13 protein-coding genes and 1 pseudogene are annotated in these 15,820 nt (G+C 71.0%); 11 read left to right on the top strand and 3 right to left on the bottom strand.

The genetic code is table 11. The annotated features are described in order from the left end of the window. The first annotated feature begins 105 nt into the window (after window positions 1-105). The 3 genes from IE262_RS02000 (at window position 106) to IE262_RS01990 (ending at window position 2,985) form a co-directional block, all read left to right on the top strand. Window positions 106-993 carry a glycoside hydrolase family 19 protein gene (locus tag IE262_RS02000; RefSeq protein WP_134039270.1) on the top strand — a complete coding sequence of 296 codons (888 nt, stop codon included), beginning with the start codon at window positions 106-108 and terminating at the stop codon, window positions 991-993. Between the two features lie 68 nt (window positions 994-1,061). Then, complete coding sequence (locus IE262_RS01995) at window positions 1,062-2,429, top strand: PI-PLC domain-containing protein (protein WP_189870779.1); 1,368 nt, start codon at window positions 1,062-1,064, stop codon at window positions 2,427-2,429. 163 nt (window positions 2,430-2,592) lie between these two features. Beyond that, window positions 2,593-2,985 (top strand): VOC family protein, encoded by a 393-nt coding sequence (locus IE262_RS01990; RefSeq protein WP_189870777.1) that lies wholly within the window; start codon window positions 2,593-2,595, stop codon window positions 2,983-2,985. 274 nt (window positions 2,986-3,259) lie between these two features. On the opposite strand, the gene IE262_RS01985 is transcribed toward IE262_RS01990, so the two are convergent. Continuing rightward, window positions 3,260-3,775 (bottom strand): mycothiol transferase, encoded by a 516-nt coding sequence (locus IE262_RS01985; protein WP_134039273.1) that lies wholly within the window; start codon window positions 3,773-3,775, stop codon window positions 3,260-3,262. 493 nt (window positions 3,776-4,268) lie between these two features. Here IE262_RS01985 and IE262_RS01980 point away from each other — a divergent pair, with 493 nt between their 5' ends. The 5 genes from IE262_RS01980 to IE262_RS01960 all read left to right on the top strand — a co-directional run bounded on the left by IE262_RS01980 (window position 4,269) and on the right by IE262_RS01960 (window position 11,426). After that, complete coding sequence (locus IE262_RS01980) at window positions 4,269-6,146, top strand: ricin-type beta-trefoil lectin domain protein (RefSeq protein WP_229877052.1); 1,878 nt, start codon at window positions 4,269-4,271, stop codon at window positions 6,144-6,146. A 259-nt stretch (window positions 6,147-6,405) separates the two neighbouring features. After that, a complete protein-coding gene (locus IE262_RS01975) occupies window positions 6,406-7,662 on the top strand; it encodes a hypothetical protein (protein ID WP_189870773.1) in 1,257 nt (418 codons plus the stop codon). 153 nt (window positions 7,663-7,815) lie between these two features. After that, a complete protein-coding gene (locus IE262_RS01970; RefSeq protein ID WP_189870771.1) occupies window positions 7,816-8,610 on the top strand; it encodes a MerR family transcriptional regulator in 795 nt (264 codons plus the stop codon). Next, entirely contained in the window at window positions 8,607-9,818 is a 1,212-nt protein-coding gene (locus IE262_RS01965; RefSeq protein ID WP_189870769.1) for a glycosyltransferase, read from the top strand. Before IE262_RS01970 ends, IE262_RS01965 begins: the two co-directional genes overlap by 4 nt. 126 nt (window positions 9,819-9,944) lie before the next feature. Beyond that, on the top strand, window positions 9,945-11,426 hold the full coding sequence (locus tag IE262_RS01960) for a hypothetical protein (protein ID WP_189870768.1): 1,482 nt from the start codon (window positions 9,945-9,947) through the stop codon (window positions 11,424-11,426). Here the strand turns inward: IE262_RS01960 and IE262_RS01955 are convergent. After that, window positions 11,423-12,337, bottom strand: coding sequence for a LysR family transcriptional regulator (locus IE262_RS01955; protein WP_134039279.1), 915 nt, complete (start codon window positions 12,335-12,337; stop codon window positions 11,423-11,425). The two genes, IE262_RS01960 and IE262_RS01955, sit on opposite strands and share 4 nt — an antisense overlap. A gap of 141 nt (window positions 12,338-12,478) precedes the next feature. Between IE262_RS01955 and mgrA the strand changes: the two genes are divergently transcribed. The 3 genes and pseudogenes from mgrA to IE262_RS01940 all read left to right on the top strand — a co-directional run bounded on the left by mgrA (window position 12,479) and on the right by IE262_RS01940 (window position 14,947). Then, the gene (gene mgrA, locus IE262_RS01950) at window positions 12,479-13,468 is read left to right on the top strand and encodes an L-glyceraldehyde 3-phosphate reductase (protein ID WP_189870766.1); all 990 of its coding nucleotides are present in this window, start codon (window positions 12,479-12,481) and stop codon (window positions 13,466-13,468) included. 130 nt (window positions 13,469-13,598) lie between these two features. Then, a pseudogene (locus IE262_RS01945) lies at window positions 13,599-14,182 on the top strand (zinc-binding dehydrogenase). A gap of 354 nt (window positions 14,183-14,536) precedes the next feature. Next, on the top strand, window positions 14,537-14,947 hold the full coding sequence (locus IE262_RS01940) for a hypothetical protein (protein ID WP_134039281.1): 411 nt from the start codon (window positions 14,537-14,539) through the stop codon (window positions 14,945-14,947). A gap of 27 nt (window positions 14,948-14,974) precedes the next feature. On the opposite strand, the gene IE262_RS01935 is transcribed toward IE262_RS01940, so the two are convergent. Continuing rightward, on the bottom strand, window positions 14,975-15,757 hold the full coding sequence (locus tag IE262_RS01935) for a class I SAM-dependent methyltransferase (protein WP_134039282.1): 783 nt from the start codon (window positions 15,755-15,757) through the stop codon (window positions 14,975-14,977). Window positions 15,758-15,820 lie beyond the last annotated feature (63 nt).

Raw genomic sequence — 15,820 nt, 5'->3', positions numbered from 1 at the left:
ACGGCCGCCCCCACGCCGCGACCGGTCCCCGGCGCGGGTGCACGAGGGCCTGCTCCAGCCTGTCCTGCGACGGGTGCGGCCGTGTCCCCCAAAGGAGTTGATCCCGTGTTGAGACGCCGCATCTCCTCGGTCCTGACCGCACTCGTCATCGCAGCCGCCACGCCGGTCCTCCTGCCCGCCCAGAGCGCGTCCGCCGCGCCCTGTTCGAGCTACCCGAGCTGGGTGGCCGGCAAGGCGTACGTCACCGGCGACATCGTCCGCTACACCGACGGCAAGGCGTACATCGCCGAGCACGACAACCCCGGGTACGACCCCACGATCAGCACCTGGTACTGGGAGCCGTACGCGTGTGACAGCGGTCCCGGGAACCCCGCGGCCTTCGTCGTCAGCGAGGCCCAGTTCAACCAGATGTTCCCGAACCGGAACTCCTTCTACACGTACAGCGGCCTCGTCACGGCCATGAGCGCCTACCCGGCCTTCGCCAACACCGGCAGCGACACCGTCAAGAGGCAGGAGGCGGCCGCCTTCCTTGCCAACGTCAGCCACGAGACGGGCGGCCTGGTGCACATCGTGGAGCAGAACACCTCCAACTACCCCACCTACTGCGACTGGAACCAGCCCTACGGCTGCCCGGCCGGCCAGGCCGCCTACTACGGGCGCGGCCCCATCCAGCTCAGCTGGAACTTCAACTACAAGGCCGCCGGTGACGCGCTCGGCCTCAACCTCCTGGGCAACCCGTGGCTGGTGCAGAACGACGCGGCCGTCGCCTGGAAGACCGCCCTCTGGTACTGGAACACGCAGACCGGACCCGGCACCATGACCGGCCACAACGCGATGGTGAACGGCGCGGGCTTCGGCCAGACGATCCGCAGCATCAACGGCTCCCTGGAGTGCGACGGAAAGAACCCCGCGCAGGTGCAGAGCCGTGTGGACAACTACCAGCGGTTCGTACAGATCCTCGGGACTTCACCCGGCGGCAACCTCTACTGCTGACGTCGCACGGCGGCCCATGATGTCATGCACCTGATCATCCACCGGCCGACCCGATGAAGGGCACCGAGATGCCAACCCCCCGCACCGCCCTGCTCACCACGACCGCCGCGCTCGCCGCGGCGGTCGTCGCCCCCTCACCCACCGCCTCCGCGGCGGTCCCGGCCCCCGGCGCCTACTACGTGCAGAGCGTCACCACCGGACTCAACGCCGCCCACAACGCCGGAGCGGTGGAGCAGCGCCGGCCCAAGGGCAACGAGGACCACCAGCAGTGGACGCTCAGGGCGAGCGGATCCTCGTACGTCCTGGAGAGCACCGACACCGCGGGCAGCTGCCTCGGCCGCTCCGGCGACCAGGCGCGCACCGTCGCCTGTACGAGCGGTGACGCCGCGTGGGACGTCACGGAACTCGGTGCCGACCAGTACCGGCTGAAGGTCCCCGGCGCCGAGCGCTACCTGACCGTCGGCGCGAAGCCGTCCGGCTCCAACTACCCCGCCCAGCTGGCCGTCGGCACGTCGAGCGGCCTCGCCGCCTGGTACCTCACTCCCGTCACCCCGGCGACCAGCCCCATGCCGCCCCAGAACCAGCGCACCCTGGACCAGGTCACGTTCCTCACCTCCCACAACGCCTACGCCAACGGCGTCGACGGCGGCTTCGCCCCGCCCTTCGTGAACCTGGCGCCGAACCAGTCCCGCGGCATCAACCAGCAACTGGCCGACGGTGTACGGGGGTTCATGCTCGACATCCACCAGACCTCCGACGGCGCCATCCTCTGCCACAACAGCTGCACCCTCGTCAGCAGCCCCGTCGCCCTGTGGGTCGACATCCAGCGCATTGTGGACTTCCTCAAGCAGAACCCCGACGAGTTCGTAGCCGTCCTCCTGGAGGACTACGTCGACCCGGGCGTGCTGCGCGGCGAACTCGCCCGCGTCAGCGGGCTCTCCGACGTCCTCTACCGGCCCGACCAGACCGGCGTACAGCAGAACGGCTGGCCGAAGATGGCCGACCTGATCGCGGCCAACGACCGGCTGCTGATCCTCAGCGACCACAGCCGCTCCGCCGACCAGTCCGCCGGACTCACCCGGGACACCTTCGGCGTCATGTACCAGCGCGAGTGGACGGTCGAGAACTACTGGTCCATGGGCTCGGGCGTCGGCTCCTCCGACTGGTCCTGCTACAGCCGCTGGTACGACGCGAACACGAACATCCCCCTGACCCGCACCGAGTCCCGCTTCCGCCCCCTGTTCGTCATGAACCACTTCCGTGACGTCGCGGTCACCTCCACGGCCTCCACGGACAACACCAAACTCGCCGACCGCGCCCAGCGGTTCTGTCAGCCGGCCGCCCGCAAGAAGCCCAACTTCCTGGCCGTCGACCACTACAACCTGGGCAACGCGGCGTCGGCGGTGGCCACCCTGAACACGTACGTGTATCCGTAAGAGGGACGAGTAGACGCTCGCGGCCCGTGCGCGACTCCGTCGCTGACCTCGCAGACGAGCCCCGCACGGGCCGCGTGGGCGTACGGCTCGCCGCTGGCCCTGTCGTACCCTGCATGTTACGTATAACGTCCGACCTTCACCCCTGCATGCACGCGAGAGGCCCATGAGACGCATCGCTTTGGTCACCCTCGTCGTCGACGACTACGACGAGGCGATCCGCTTCTACACGGAGGCGCTCGGGTTCCGGCTCGTCGAGGACGCGCCACGGCCCGACGGGTCGCGGTGGGTCGTCGTCGAGCCGGGCACCGAAGGGCACGGCAGCGCACTGCTGCTGGCCCGGGCCAAGGACGGGGCGCAGCGCGCCCGGGTCGGCGACCAGACCGGCGGACGCGTGGGCTTCTTCCTGCACACCGACGACTTCGCCCGCGACCACACGCGCATGCGCGCGGCGGGCGTGAGGTTCCTGGAGGAGCCTCGCCACGAGCCGTACGGCACCGTGGCCGTCTTCCAGGATCTGTACGGGAACAGCTGGGACCTGCTCCAGCCTTCCGAGTAGCTCCAGGGACGCCTGGTCTCGCCGTCTCCCAGTACCCGTCACCGGCACCCGAGCGATCCGATCACGTCCCCCAAGGCGGTGCTGCACGTCCATCTCGATGGCGGCCCCGCGGGAATGGCCCTGACGGCGTCGGCGGGCAGCCCGGTGCGCGTGCCGAGGACGGCTATCCGCCCGCCGACCACCTGGCGGCCTTCGAGTTCCCGCGCCGCGAGAGCGTCCCCTTCACTCCCTTCGGCGAGCGAGGCACCCTCACCCGGGACGTGGTACTGCCCGGCTACGAGTCCGCGCGCTGAAGCAGGCCTCGTACGTACGCGGCCTGCCCGACATGCTGGAGGTCGTCGGCCAGGACGCTGACCAGCCGGACGCCGAGGGTGACGGCGGGGGTCCAGCTCTCGTCCACGATCCGGTCCAGGTCCTTGACGTGGAGCCCGGCCACGAAGGCCAGCGTCCGCTCGTGCACCGCGTCGTGATAGCCCAGCAGCAGGTCGCCCGAGTCCACCCGCACCCGGGCGGCCTTCCTGGGAGTGTGCCCGTATCCCGTGTCGTGGGCGGGCAGTCCCAGACCGAAGCGGTCCGCCCAGCCATCCGCCAGCCACACCTGTTCCTGGCCGGCCACGCCCGCCACGTGGTCGTCCTGGACGCGCGTCAGGTGCCAGACCAGCCAGGAAACGGAATTGGCGCCGTCCTGGGGCGGGGTGTTGAGGTCGTCGGGGGAGAGGCCCTCGACGACGGCGTGGACCTCTTCGCTGATGCGGCCGAATGCGTCGGTGAGAACGTCTTTGGAGTGCATGGCATCCAGCCTCTCGCACGAGGGGAGGCTTCGCCTCCGAAGTCACGGATGCGTTTCTTTGTGGGCTGAATCGCTGATTCCGCCGGGTGGTCACCTATTCGCCGCTTTCAAATCCGAACTTACTTCAGGTAACTCGGCTTCGGCTTCATCGCATCCGACCTTGCCGCCATCGAATCTCCTTGAATTCTCCCCGTCTGTGGTCGCGTGAACAGGCAATGTGCTGACGGGACTTCGGACCTGGAAAAGCGGCGATCACCGGAGATCACTTGTTGCGGGACCACGCTCTGTGTAAAGGTGGCGCCCGTCGGTGCACAGAACAGCAGCGCCCGAGTGCTGTATGCACACAGCCCGGAGGACATCGGACGTGAATGACGCGACCCTTTCGAATTCCCCGGGTCCAGCTCGGCCGTTCGGTGTGATGGACGAAGAACTGGCAGCCGAACTGAAGAGGTGTGTCGGCGGGTGGTCCGCGCACCAACCCGTCGGAGAACTGATGGCCCGGCACCGGGCCGCGGTCTTCTCGTACGCGACCCAGTGCACCAGCGGCTCGCAACACGCGGAGACGCTCACCGCCGCGGCATTCACGAGAGTATTCGGCGAATCACTTCGGCGGTCGGGTCCGACCGCCGCATGGCGGCCGCATCTGCTGGTCACGGTGCGCCGTATCGCGGAAGAATGGGCCACCGGCAGCCGGCGGACGATGCTCCACCCGGGACTGGGATCCGATCCGGAGGCCACCGGCCGCGCCGCGGCACGCCTTCTCCCCGCACGGCTTCTCCCCGCGGACGACCGGAAACTCGTCTTCCGTGCCTTCCACGGGCTCCCGGAGCGCGCCCGCTGCATCCTGTGGCACGCCGAGGTCGAGGCGGAGGACCTCGCCGTACCGGCCGCCCTCCTCGGGATCACCCCTGAGGACGCCGCCGTGAAGGCGACGCAGGCACGGGCGCTGCTGCGTGACGCCTGCATACGGGCGCACCACGAGACCGCCCCCGGCGAGGAGTGCCGTCGCTTCAGCCGTCTGCTGGACGTGTCGCTCAGACGCGGCGACCTGGGACTGGACCCTGACCTGCGGCAGCACGTGGCGGGCTGCCAGCACTGCCGTTACGGCGCCGAGCAGTTGGACCACGGCGGCGACCGTCCGGCCGTCCTGCTGGCCGAGGCCGTGCTGGGCTGGGGCGCGCGGGCCTACCTCGACTCCCGTCCGGGGCGGGCGAGGGAAACCGCGAGAGCGGCAGGGGACGTGGACTCGTGGGTGGCCGAGGGCGGGGTGATGGCGTCGGGGGGTGCCCCTGACGGGCCCGCCGGGCCGGCCGGCGCGGCCGGTCATGTCCCGCATCCTCCGGCCGGACCGGTCGGCCTGGGCGACGGTTGCCCTCCGGCCGCGCGGACCGGGCGGGCCGCCCCGTCGACCGGTCCTCGTCACGCGGTGCGCACAGGGTCCCTCGGTGTCGTCCGCTCACTGATGGCTGACGTGGTGCGCGGTGTCGGGCCGCAGCGCCTGACACGACGTCAGCAGGTGGCGCTCACCGTCCTGGTGGTGACCGGATGCGTACTGGCCTCGCTGACCCTGACCTCGGCGGGCGGAAGTGAACCGGTGTCCCGTCCCCCTTCCGGCGTGGCCACGTCCACGGCGCGGACGCCGGGCACGCAGCCGTCCGGTATCGGGGCGGGTGTCCTGGTGAGCGGCCCGCTGGACGGCCGTCTGCGCAATGCCGACAACGGGCTCTGTGCCGGTGTCCACGGCATGAAGGCGGCGGCGGGCGCGCAGGTCGTGCTCACCCTGTGCACCTCGTCGGTGCGGCAGCAGTGGTCGTACGGCACCGGCGGGTTGCTGCGCAGTCTGGCGGACACCGAGCTGTGCCTCGACTCCCGTCCCGGTCCCTCCGCCCGGCTCGGCTCCTGCGGGGACCCCGCACTCCAGGGCCATGTCCGCTACGACCTCACCCTCGACGGCGGCCTGCTGCCCCGAGGCGGTCTGGGACTCACACTGACGCCGTCCTCGGCCGAGGAGGGAGCCGGCCTGGTCCTGAAGGAGTTCACGGACGACAACGCGTCACAGCAGTGGGTCATCGACAATTCGGTCGATTCCCTGCAGGTCGAGTCGGTGTCCCGGGTGACGGACGGCTCGACGGCGGCGCCGAAACCAGCCAGTCCGGCATCTCCCCCCACGCCGTCACCGACCCCGGAGTCCCGCCCTTCCGGGGCGTCCCCGGCCCCTGGCCCGACGCACTCCACGCCGTATCCGCCGTACCCGACCTCGAACCCGTGCAGGCCCTACTACTGCTGGCCCTATGGATACGGCTCCTACGGCTCGGGCTACGGGCAGGGAAGCGGAGGCTGGGGAGGCGGAGGCTGGGGAGGCGGCGGCTGACGAGCGGGCCCGGCGTCGCGACCGAGGAGTTCGGTCGCGTAACTTGACGCCCCGGCAAGGCCGTTGCCACACTCGCCGCCCGCCATAGAAATCGCTTGCTGTCTCTTCGTCGTACGTCCTGGCGCCCCGTCGAGCCGTGTTGCCGCAGGTCACGTACGCCGCCGTGTGAATCGATTCAGTCGAATCCGTTTCGACGGGACCGAGGGAACGCAGAAGGCAGCGGGCGTATCCCCCCTCACCCCCCATAGGAGAAGACGAGATGGGACGCAGAGCCGCAGCTCACCTCACTGACCCGAGCGCGACGGACCGACCCACCCGCACCAGGCGCGCCGCGGTCACCGCCGCCTGCGCCACCGCCCTGCTCACCGGCGCCGCCGTGCTGACGGCCCCCGCGAACGCGGCACCGGGAACAGCCCCCGTGACCACGGAACCGGTCGCCGCCACGGCCCCGCGGCAGGTGGCTGCCGCGTGCGGTGACGGCTCGTACCAGGCGGAGGCGGTGCTGAGCGGCAGCACCTGGACCGCCCGGCGCGGCAGCAGCGTCGTGTACACCGGCAGCGACATGCGCGCCGCGATGCAGGCGGCCGTGAACAGCCTGACATCGGGCCGGACTTCGAAGGAACGGGTCGTCGTCCGCGGCTCGGGCTCCATCGCCGCGGGCTCCCGGGTCTCCCTGCCCAGCTACACCGTGCTCGACGTGTGCGGCACGATCAACGTCACCGGATCGGGCTCCGGCGACCAGGCCCCGGTCTACGCACGCGGCGCCCGGGACATCGAGGTCCAGCACCTGAACCTCACCGGCACCCCGCTCTACGGCGTCTTCATGCGCAACGTCCAGAACGTGGTCCTCGGGCAGATCGACATGCGTCTGTCGGGGGGTCTCGGCGTCCGCATCGACAACCGTGGCGACACCAGCCAGTGGACGCGGAACGTCCGGATCGACAACGTGTATGTCTCCGGTGCGAGCAGTCACGCGGTCGAGACGTACGGCGTGGACGGCATCACCATCGGCACCGTCACCGCTCGCAACGTCGGCGAGTCCGGCCTCCTGCTCAACCAGACCATCAACGCCACCGTCACCAAGGTCGACGCGGACGGCGCGGGCGCCGGCACCGGGTACGCCGCCTTCCGCATGGCCAACCGCAACGGCCGGGTGGGCAGCGGCTATCCCACCAACGTTCGCGTGGGCGAGGTCGTCGCGCGCGGCGGCGGACGCGGTGTCTTCTGTGTCTCCGAGAGCGGTGGCGCCGTCATCGACCGCGTGACGCTCTCCGACACCGGCAACAACGCGATCCTCATCGAGAACTGCTACAACGTGAACATCGCCGCGCAGAGCGGCAGTGTGTCGGGCGGCGGGGAGATCCGGCTCGCGGCGCGGTCGGAGTTCCCGAACAACCGCGACATCACCATCCAGAACCTGACCGTGACCAACTCGGCCATCCGCGAGAGCCCCTGCGGCGAGAACACGACGTTCCGCAACAACCGGCTGGTCAACAGCAGCCAGAGCATCTGCTGAGAGGTGTCCGGTGTGCGTCCGGGGCTCCCAACTCCCCCGGACGCACGTCCGACCGGCTCGGGAGACCACAGCGCCCCAGAAGCCGGCACCCTGAGGAGTTGACCCTCCCCTTACGTCAGGCTCAAAGCTGTACGCCGACGAAAGGGCAGGTGCATGAACTACTCCGTGGGGCAGGTCGCGGCCTTCGCCGGGGTGACGGTGCGGACGTTGCACCACTACGACAGGGCGGGGCTGCTGTCGCCCAGTGGCCGCAGCCACTCCGGCTACCGGCTGTACTCCGAGGCCGATCTGACCCGCCTCCAGCAGATCCTCTTCTATCGCGAACTCGGCTTCTCCCTCGACGAGATCACCGCCATCCTCAGGGACCCGCAGGCGAACGCCCTGGAGCATCTCCGCTCCCGGCAGCGAGAGTTGACCGAGGAGATCGCTCGCCTCCAGCGGCTGGCCGAGGTGGCGCAGCGGGCCATCGAGGTCCAGCAGACCGGGGTGTCCCTCACGCCCCAGGAACGCTTCGACGTCTTCGGCGAGATCACCTTCGACCTCAGCTACGCCACCGAGGCGCAGCTGAAGTGGGCGGACTCGGCAGGACAGCGGGAGGCGATGGCGCGTGCGGCCGGCCACACCAAGGAGGACTGGCGGCAGCTCATGGCCGAGGCCGCCGCCTGGCGCGGAGAACTGCTGACGGCGTTCGACGCCGATGAGCCGAGCGACGGTGAGCGCGCCATGGATCTCGCCGAGGAGCACCGCCGGCACATCACACGGTGGTTCACCTCCTGCCCGCCCGACATGCACCGGCGGATCGCCGACGACTTCGCCGCCGACCCCCGGGCGTTCGCCCTCGTCGTACCGCCGTCGCAGCAACGGCCGGGCCTCGCCGCCTATCTGTGCAAGGCGGTCCACGCGAACGCCGACCGCCGAACCCACCCGGCCCCCGTGGAGGACCGATGAGAATCCTGATCGCCGCCGCCGGTTCGCGCGGCGACGTCGCCCCGTACACCGGACTCGGTGCCGAACTGCGGCGGGCCGGGCACGACGTCGCCGTCGCCACGACGGACGCCTTCGCGCCGCTCGTGCGGAACGCCGGTCTGGAGTTCCGGCACCTGCCGGCTCACCCAACTGCCCACGGCGAGGCGACCGACCGACGCGGCCTCATGCGCACCGCGGCCGCCTTCGTCACCGAGCTGGGCCAGGGTTTCGCCGACGCGGTGGCGCAGGGCGCGGATCTGCTCCTGCTGTCCACCACCACGGCTCCGCTCGGCTGGCACGTCAGCGAGGCCACCGGCATCCCCGGCCTCGGTGCGTATCTTCAACCCACCGCACCGACGGGCGACTTCCCGCCCGTCGTCATGGGCACCCGTTCACTGGGCCGTCTCGGCAACCGTACGGCCGGGCGCTTCGCGCTCCGTATGGCCGACCGGGTCTACGGGCGAGCTGTCGCCGACCTGCGCCGCCGCCTGGATCTGCCCTCCCTCACCGCCTCCGCGATGCGCCGGCGGCAGGAGCGGGCCGGATGGCCCGTCCTGCACGGCTTCAGCACCGCACTCGTGCCGCGTCCCTCCGACTGGCGTACCGGTCTCGACGTCGTGGGCACCTGGTGGCCGCGTCTGGACCCGGCCGCACGGCTCCCGGCGGATCTGGAGGGCTTCCTGCGGGCCGGGCCCCGGCCGGTGCTCATCGGCTTCGGCAGCATGGCGGGCGGCGAGGGCGAGCGGTTGAGCGACATCGCCGTACGGGCACTGCGGCGTGCCGGGCTGCGCGGCATCCTCCAGTCCGGCAGTGCGGGGCTCGCGGCCGTCGGCGACGACGTCCTCACCGTCGGCGACGTTCCGCACGAGCTGCTGTTTCCGAGACTGGCCGCCGTCGTCCACCACGCCGGGGCGGGCACCACCGCTGCGGCCCTGCGCGCCGGGGTGCCCGCGGTCGCGGTGCCGGTGACGGCCGACCAGCCGTTCTGGGCGGCACGCCTGGCCGCACTGGGCGCCGGGCCCGCCCCGATCCCCTTCGCATCCCTCACCGCCGAACGGCTCGCCGACGCCCTCGGCCACGTCACAGGGCGGCAGACCTACGCACGGGCCGCCGCGACGGTCGCCCAGCGCATGGCGACGGAGGACGGTGCGGGGGAGGCGCTCAAGGCCGTCCAGCACCTGACCGGCTGAGGTACCCCAGGTACCTCAGCGGGCCGGTCCGCCGGATGGACCACCTCGGGATCACACCTATCAAGTGACCTGGATACCTTGTCACTATATGTCCGCTTGCTGGGTGGAGATGGACGAAGGTGGACGATGGCCGACAGCCCGAACGCCACACTGGTAGGTACGGCACAACCCGGCCCGCCCGCGGTCGCCCGCGGGTCATGGCGTGCGCGTGGCGACGTCTGGCTCCTGGCGGTGGCGGCCGTCTTCACTCTGGCCCAGCTCGTCCTCGTACCCCTGGGGATGGGACTCGGCTGGGACGAGACGGTGTACGTCAGCCAGGTCAGCTCCCACGCCCCGGCGGCGTTCTTCAGCGCACCGCGCTCGCGGGGCGTCTCGCTGCTGGTCGCACCCATCGCCGCGTGGTCGTCGTCCACCGAGCTGCTGCGCATCTACCTGGCCCTGCTGTCGGGACTGGGCCTGTTCCTGGCGCTGCGCGCCTGGCGAGGAGTGTTCCCGGTTCGGGTGATCGCCTTCGGCGGCGCGCTCTTCGCCACACTGTGGGTGACGCTCTACTACGGCCCGCAGGCCATGCCCAACTACTGGGTGGCGGTCGGCGCCCTGGCCTGCGCCGGCTGTTTCGTACGCGCCCGGCGCGACCGCGCCGACCGGTGGGCGCCGTGGGGCATGGCCGCCAGCGCGGCACTGATCGCGTTGATGCGGCCCACCGACGCGGTCTGGGTGACCCTGCCGCTGCTGGCCCTCTCGGTGTGGCTGCGGCGCCCCCGGCTGTCGGCGGCCCTCCTGGCGGGGCTTGTCGCGGGCGCGGCGCCCTGGGTGATCGAGGCCTACGTCAGCTTCGGCGGACTCGGCCAGCGGCTGGCCGACGCCTCCAGGATCCAGGGCGGACTCGGCTGGAACATCGCCGTCGACGACCAGCTGCGCAGCCTGGACGGCCGCACCCTCTGCCGCCCGTGCACCGGACCGCCGGCCCACCTCGCGGTGGCCGCCTGGTGGTACGCCCTCCCGTTGTTCGCCGCACTCGGGACGCTGGTCGCGATCAGGGCGCGGCGCGCCGCACCCACGCTGGTCCTGGTGGCCTGCGCCACCACGGCAGCCGTCCCGTACCTGTTCATGATCGGCTATGCGGCACCACGCTTCCTGCTCCCGGCCTACGCGCTGCTCGCGATCCCGGTCGCCGACGGGCTCGTGCACCTGGTGGCGGCGTCGAGCGGGAGGTGGCGGCCGGTCGCCGTGGCACTGGTGGCGCTGGGCCTGGCCGGACATCTGGCGGCGCAGCTCGCGGTGCTGACCCACACCGCGAACCGCACCGACGCGGGCCGCCGCGACTGGGCGCACACCGCCGACGAACTGCACCGCCTCGGAGTGCGGCAGCCCTGCCTGGTGACCGGCCATCAGGCCCTCCCGATCGGCTTCTACGCCGGGTGCTCCTCCGCCTTCACCGAGGGCAACAACGCCAACATCACCCCGGCGGAGCTCCTGCGCACCGCCCGGCGCATCCCGTTCGCCGTGCTCACCCTGCCGGGGTCGGCCCCGCCCGGGTACGCCCGCACCTGGCCCGTCCACCGGTACGACCACATCGACCTGTATGTGGCACCGCCCCCGCGTTAGGCCCTCGACAGGCCCTGGCCGGACCCCACCGCCGGGTCGTCCAGCAGCCGCACCAGCGCCCGGGCCGCAGGGCTGGTGGCCTCCGGAGGCGGGAGCATCGCGACGGTGTCGTACGACGTCTCCCCGGCGCCCTTCAACGGGAGCGCGGCGAGGGCCGACGCCTCGCGTTTGTGGCTGAAGTGCCGGGGGACGACGGCGATACCGAGGCCCTCCTGAACGAGGTCGAGGAGGCTGTGCACATCGTTGACCTCAAGGGTGACCATCCGGTGCACTCCCGCGGCGGAGAAGGCGGCGTCGGTGGTGCGACGCGGACCCCAGTCGGGGTGGAAGTCGACGAAGGCCTCGCCGCCGAGGTCCTCCGGCGTGACCGCGCCCTCGCCCGCCAGCCGGTGCGCGGGGTGGCACAGCACGGTCATCGGCTCACTGGCCAGCGGGAGGCAGCGGAGTTGCGGGGTGTCGGCGCGGGTCGTGACAGCGAACGCCAGCGCCAGGCGCCCGGCGGCGACCTCCTCCGCCAGCGCCCCCGAGCCGGCCTGCCGCAGCCGGATCTCCACGTCCGGATGGCGCCGGCGGAACGCGGCCAGCAGCTTGGCCACGCACACTCCCGCGATGCACTGCTCGGTGCCCAGCGACAGCGTGCCGCGCACCACCCCACGCACCGCCGCGACGGCGTCATGGGCCGCTCCGACCTGCGCGAGGATGCGCTCCGCCTCGGTGAGCAGTGCCTTCCCGGCCTCGGTGAGCGTGACCCGGCGCGTGGTGCGCACGAAGAGCGGCGCCTGGAGCTCCCGTTCCAGCGCGCGGATCGAGGCGGACAGACCTGACTGCGACACCATCAGCCGCTCTGCCGCCCGGGTGAAGTGCTGCTCCTCGGCGACCGCGACGAAATGCTGGAGGTGGCGCAGTTCCATGATTGAGAAGCCTAGACGCTGAATCCGATCCGATTCTCCTGTTGGACCGGCACCCGGTGCGCAGGTGAGAGTGGAGACCCTCTGTTCCCGAGTTTCCAGGTTCCCAGGTCCCAGGCTTTTCCGGCTTTCCAGGAGTACGCGTTGTACACCGCACACCCCGACCGTTACGCGGACATGCCCTACCGGCGCACCGGACGCAGCGGCCTGAAGCTCCCCGCGCTGTCGCTCGGCCTGTGGCACAACTTCGGCCCCGACCGGCCGGTGCGCACCCAGCGCGCCATCCTGCGCCGGGCGTTCGATCTGGGCGTCACCCATGTCGACCTGGCCAACAACTACGGCCCGCCGCCCGGCGCCGCGGAGAGCGCCTTCGGCGAGGCCCTGAAGGCCGACCTCACGCCGTACCGCGACGAACTCGTCATCTCCACCAAGGCCGGCTACCTGATGTGGCCCGGCCCGTACGGCGAATGGGGCTCGCGCAAGTACCTGCTGTCCTCACTCGACCAGAGCCTGACCCGCATGGGCCTCGACTACGTCGACATCTTCTACTCGCACCGCCCCGACCCGGACACTCCGCTTGAGGAGACCATGGGCGCCCTGCACTCGGCGGTCCAGCAGGGCAAGGCGCTGTACGTCGGCGTCTCCAACTACTCGCCCGAGCAGACCCGCGAGGCCGCCCGCATCCTGGGCGAGCTGGGCACCCCGTTGCTGATCCACCAGCCCCGCTACTCGATGCTCGACCGCCGCCCCGAGGACGGCCTCCTCGACACACTCGACGAGCTCCAGGTCGGTTCCATCGCCTACTCGCCCCTCGAACAGGGCCTCCTGACCGGCCGTTACCTCAACGGCATCCCCGAGGGCTCCCGGGCCGCGAGCGACAGCCCGTTCCTCAGCGCGGACACGGTCACCGAGGAACTCGTACAGCAGTTGCGGGCTCTGGACGACATCGCCAAGTCCCGCGGTCAGTCCCTCGCCCAGCTCGCACTGGCCTGGGTCCTGCGCGGCGGCCGTGTCACCTCCGCCCTCATCGGCGCGAGCAGCCCCGAGCAGCTGGAGGACAGCGTGGCGGCCATCCGCAACCTTGACTTCGCGCCGGAGGAACTGGCCAGGATCGACGGGATCATCCGGGGCTGAGCCCTGCCAGGCCCGACGTGGAGCGGGGCGTAACCGCCGGTCACGGCTACGCCCCGCACCCTGATTGGTGCATTAGCGCGGAAACCGTAAGAATCGTGACAACGCAGACGGCACGCAGAGGGGAAAGGCGATGCGTGCTGCAGTGGTGACGGAGTTCGGCGGACCCGCAGCCGTGCGGATCGTGACCACGGAGATTCCGGAACCGGCCGCCGGTCAGGTGCGGATCAAGGTCGCGGCGGCGGCGCTCAACCCGGCCGACGCGATCGTCCGTTCCGGTGCGCTCGGTGCGCCGGGCACCTGTGGACGCCTCCGCGGTGGCGGCGGCGCCGGAGTCGGTGGACATGGCGCACGCGGCGACGCTGCCGCTGAACGCCTTGACCGCCGCCCAGGCCCTCGATCTGCTGGACCTCGGGGCGGGTCAGACCCTGCTGGTCACCGGAGCGGCGGGTGCCGTCGGCGGTTGTGCGGTGCGTTGGAGTGGGCGCGGGACGGGGGCGCGTACGCAGGCGTGAAGCCGCGGGCGGAGCCCGCTGGGGGATCCGGGCGGCGGCGGTCGCCGCGGACGGCGCGCAGCTCAGGGAACTGGTGGAGCTGGTCGACGCCGGGGTGCTCACGACCCGGGTCGCCGCGACGTATCCCTTGGAAGAGGCGGTGAAGGCCCATACCCGGCTGGCGGAGGGCGGGGTACGGGGACGGCTGGTGCTGCTGCCCTGAGCGCGACGGCCATTTCGTGACGCTCGGTGTTCGCGGGCACGGTCGACCGGCTCCGACCGTGCCCGGCGGTGGGGAGAGGCGTCGATTACGCCTCAGGTGAGGCCCGTCAGGGCACTCCGGACCGATATTCCACAGGGTTTCGGCCAACGCCTGTCACGTATATGCCAAGAGACTGGCTGGAATGAGATGGTGACAGAGCGTCAAGAGTCGCGATACTCGATTCCTAGGGGTGATTGCGTCATGAACATTCAGCGCCACTGTGCGCGATCGGTGCGTCGCCCGATGTGTACGACGAGCTAGGTGCAAGGCCTCGGTGCCGGACCGGGTAGTCAGCGGTGCGATGGGGGAGCGAACGTGCACGACGAATTCCTGTGCCATGTCACCGCATATGGCATATGCGGCGGACAACGCGTGGGCGTCCCCCTGGGAACCTACCGCGCGCCCACCCTGGCCCTGGCCCTGTGGTGGATGCGCGACCGCGCCTTATGGATCGCCGAACGGCTCGACCCGCACCCCGGCAACCCGGCCTACCCCCCGAACTCGATCGTACCGGTCGCCGACAGCGTCCCCGACGTGCCCGGCGTTCTCCGCGCCTGGACCGGCAACGCGGCCGAACAGGAGCTGGTGGCCGAGGAGTTGTCCGCCGGGAACCTGGTCCGCATCGCCACCAGTGACGACACCACCGAGTACGAGCTGCTCGCCGAGTCCGTCGACGCGCTCCGTATGCAGCGCACCGCCCGTGTGATCGCCACCCCCGCCGCGTGAACGTCCCGCGTCCGCATGATCGCGGAGTCAGTGGGCGCCGGCCTCCGTCGGCCGTCTCGCCGTGATCAGCTCGTGCAGGTAGCACTTGGTGACCCGGCCGCCGTGGCGTGTGTCGATCAGCTCACGGATGCAGCCCAACAGCCCTTCCCGGGCGGATGCTTCGAGCGCGCGGTGGCCGGAGTAGGTCAGGAGCACATCGATGTACTCCTGCGTCGAGTACGTGATCTCCTGTGTCCACCGGTACGTGCGGAGGCCGTCCCACTCCTTCAACTCGCCGGTGTCCGTGGCGATGTCCGACTCGTCCTGCAGCCGCAGGCCCGGCGGCGTGGCCGGGTCCCAGCGCTCGTAGCACTCCTGGGCGCGGGCGAAGAAGTCCACGGTGCCGCCCTTGACGTGTTCCGTGGTGACCAGTGCGAAGGTGCCGCCGGAGCGGAGGGCGTGGCCCACCTTGGGAACTCGCACGGCCGGGTCGAGCCAGTGGAACGCGGTGGCGCTCACCACGAGGTCGAACGGCTCGGCGGGGAGGGGCCACAGCTCGAAGTCGGCCACCTCCACGTGGACCCGCGGGAACGGGCGCAGATTGCCCCGGGCCACCTTCGCCAGCGCCGGGCCGAGCTCGACAGCCGTCAGGTCGCAGCCCGACTCCGCCAGCGGGACGGTGAGCTGGCCGGTTCCGGGGCCGATCTCCAGGACGCGGGTACCGGGCCCCAGCCCCGCCTGCCGGGCCAACTCCGCCACCAGGGCACGGGGATAGCGGGGGCGGGCCCGGTCGTACAGCTCGGCCGCCTCGTTGAACGTGTCGCGCAGCATGGCGGTAACCCTTCTCCCGGCCGGACCGCGATTCCACTGAGGGCGGAACGTTGATCCCTTCCC

It is taken from the genome of Streptomyces bluensis (genome assembly GCF_014650715.1).
Lineage (GTDB): Bacteria > Actinomycetota > Actinomycetes > Streptomycetales > Streptomycetaceae > Streptomyces > Streptomyces bluensis.
Note: the sequence above shows the minus strand (reverse complement) of the source record. Positions and strands in the feature narration are given on the sequence as shown.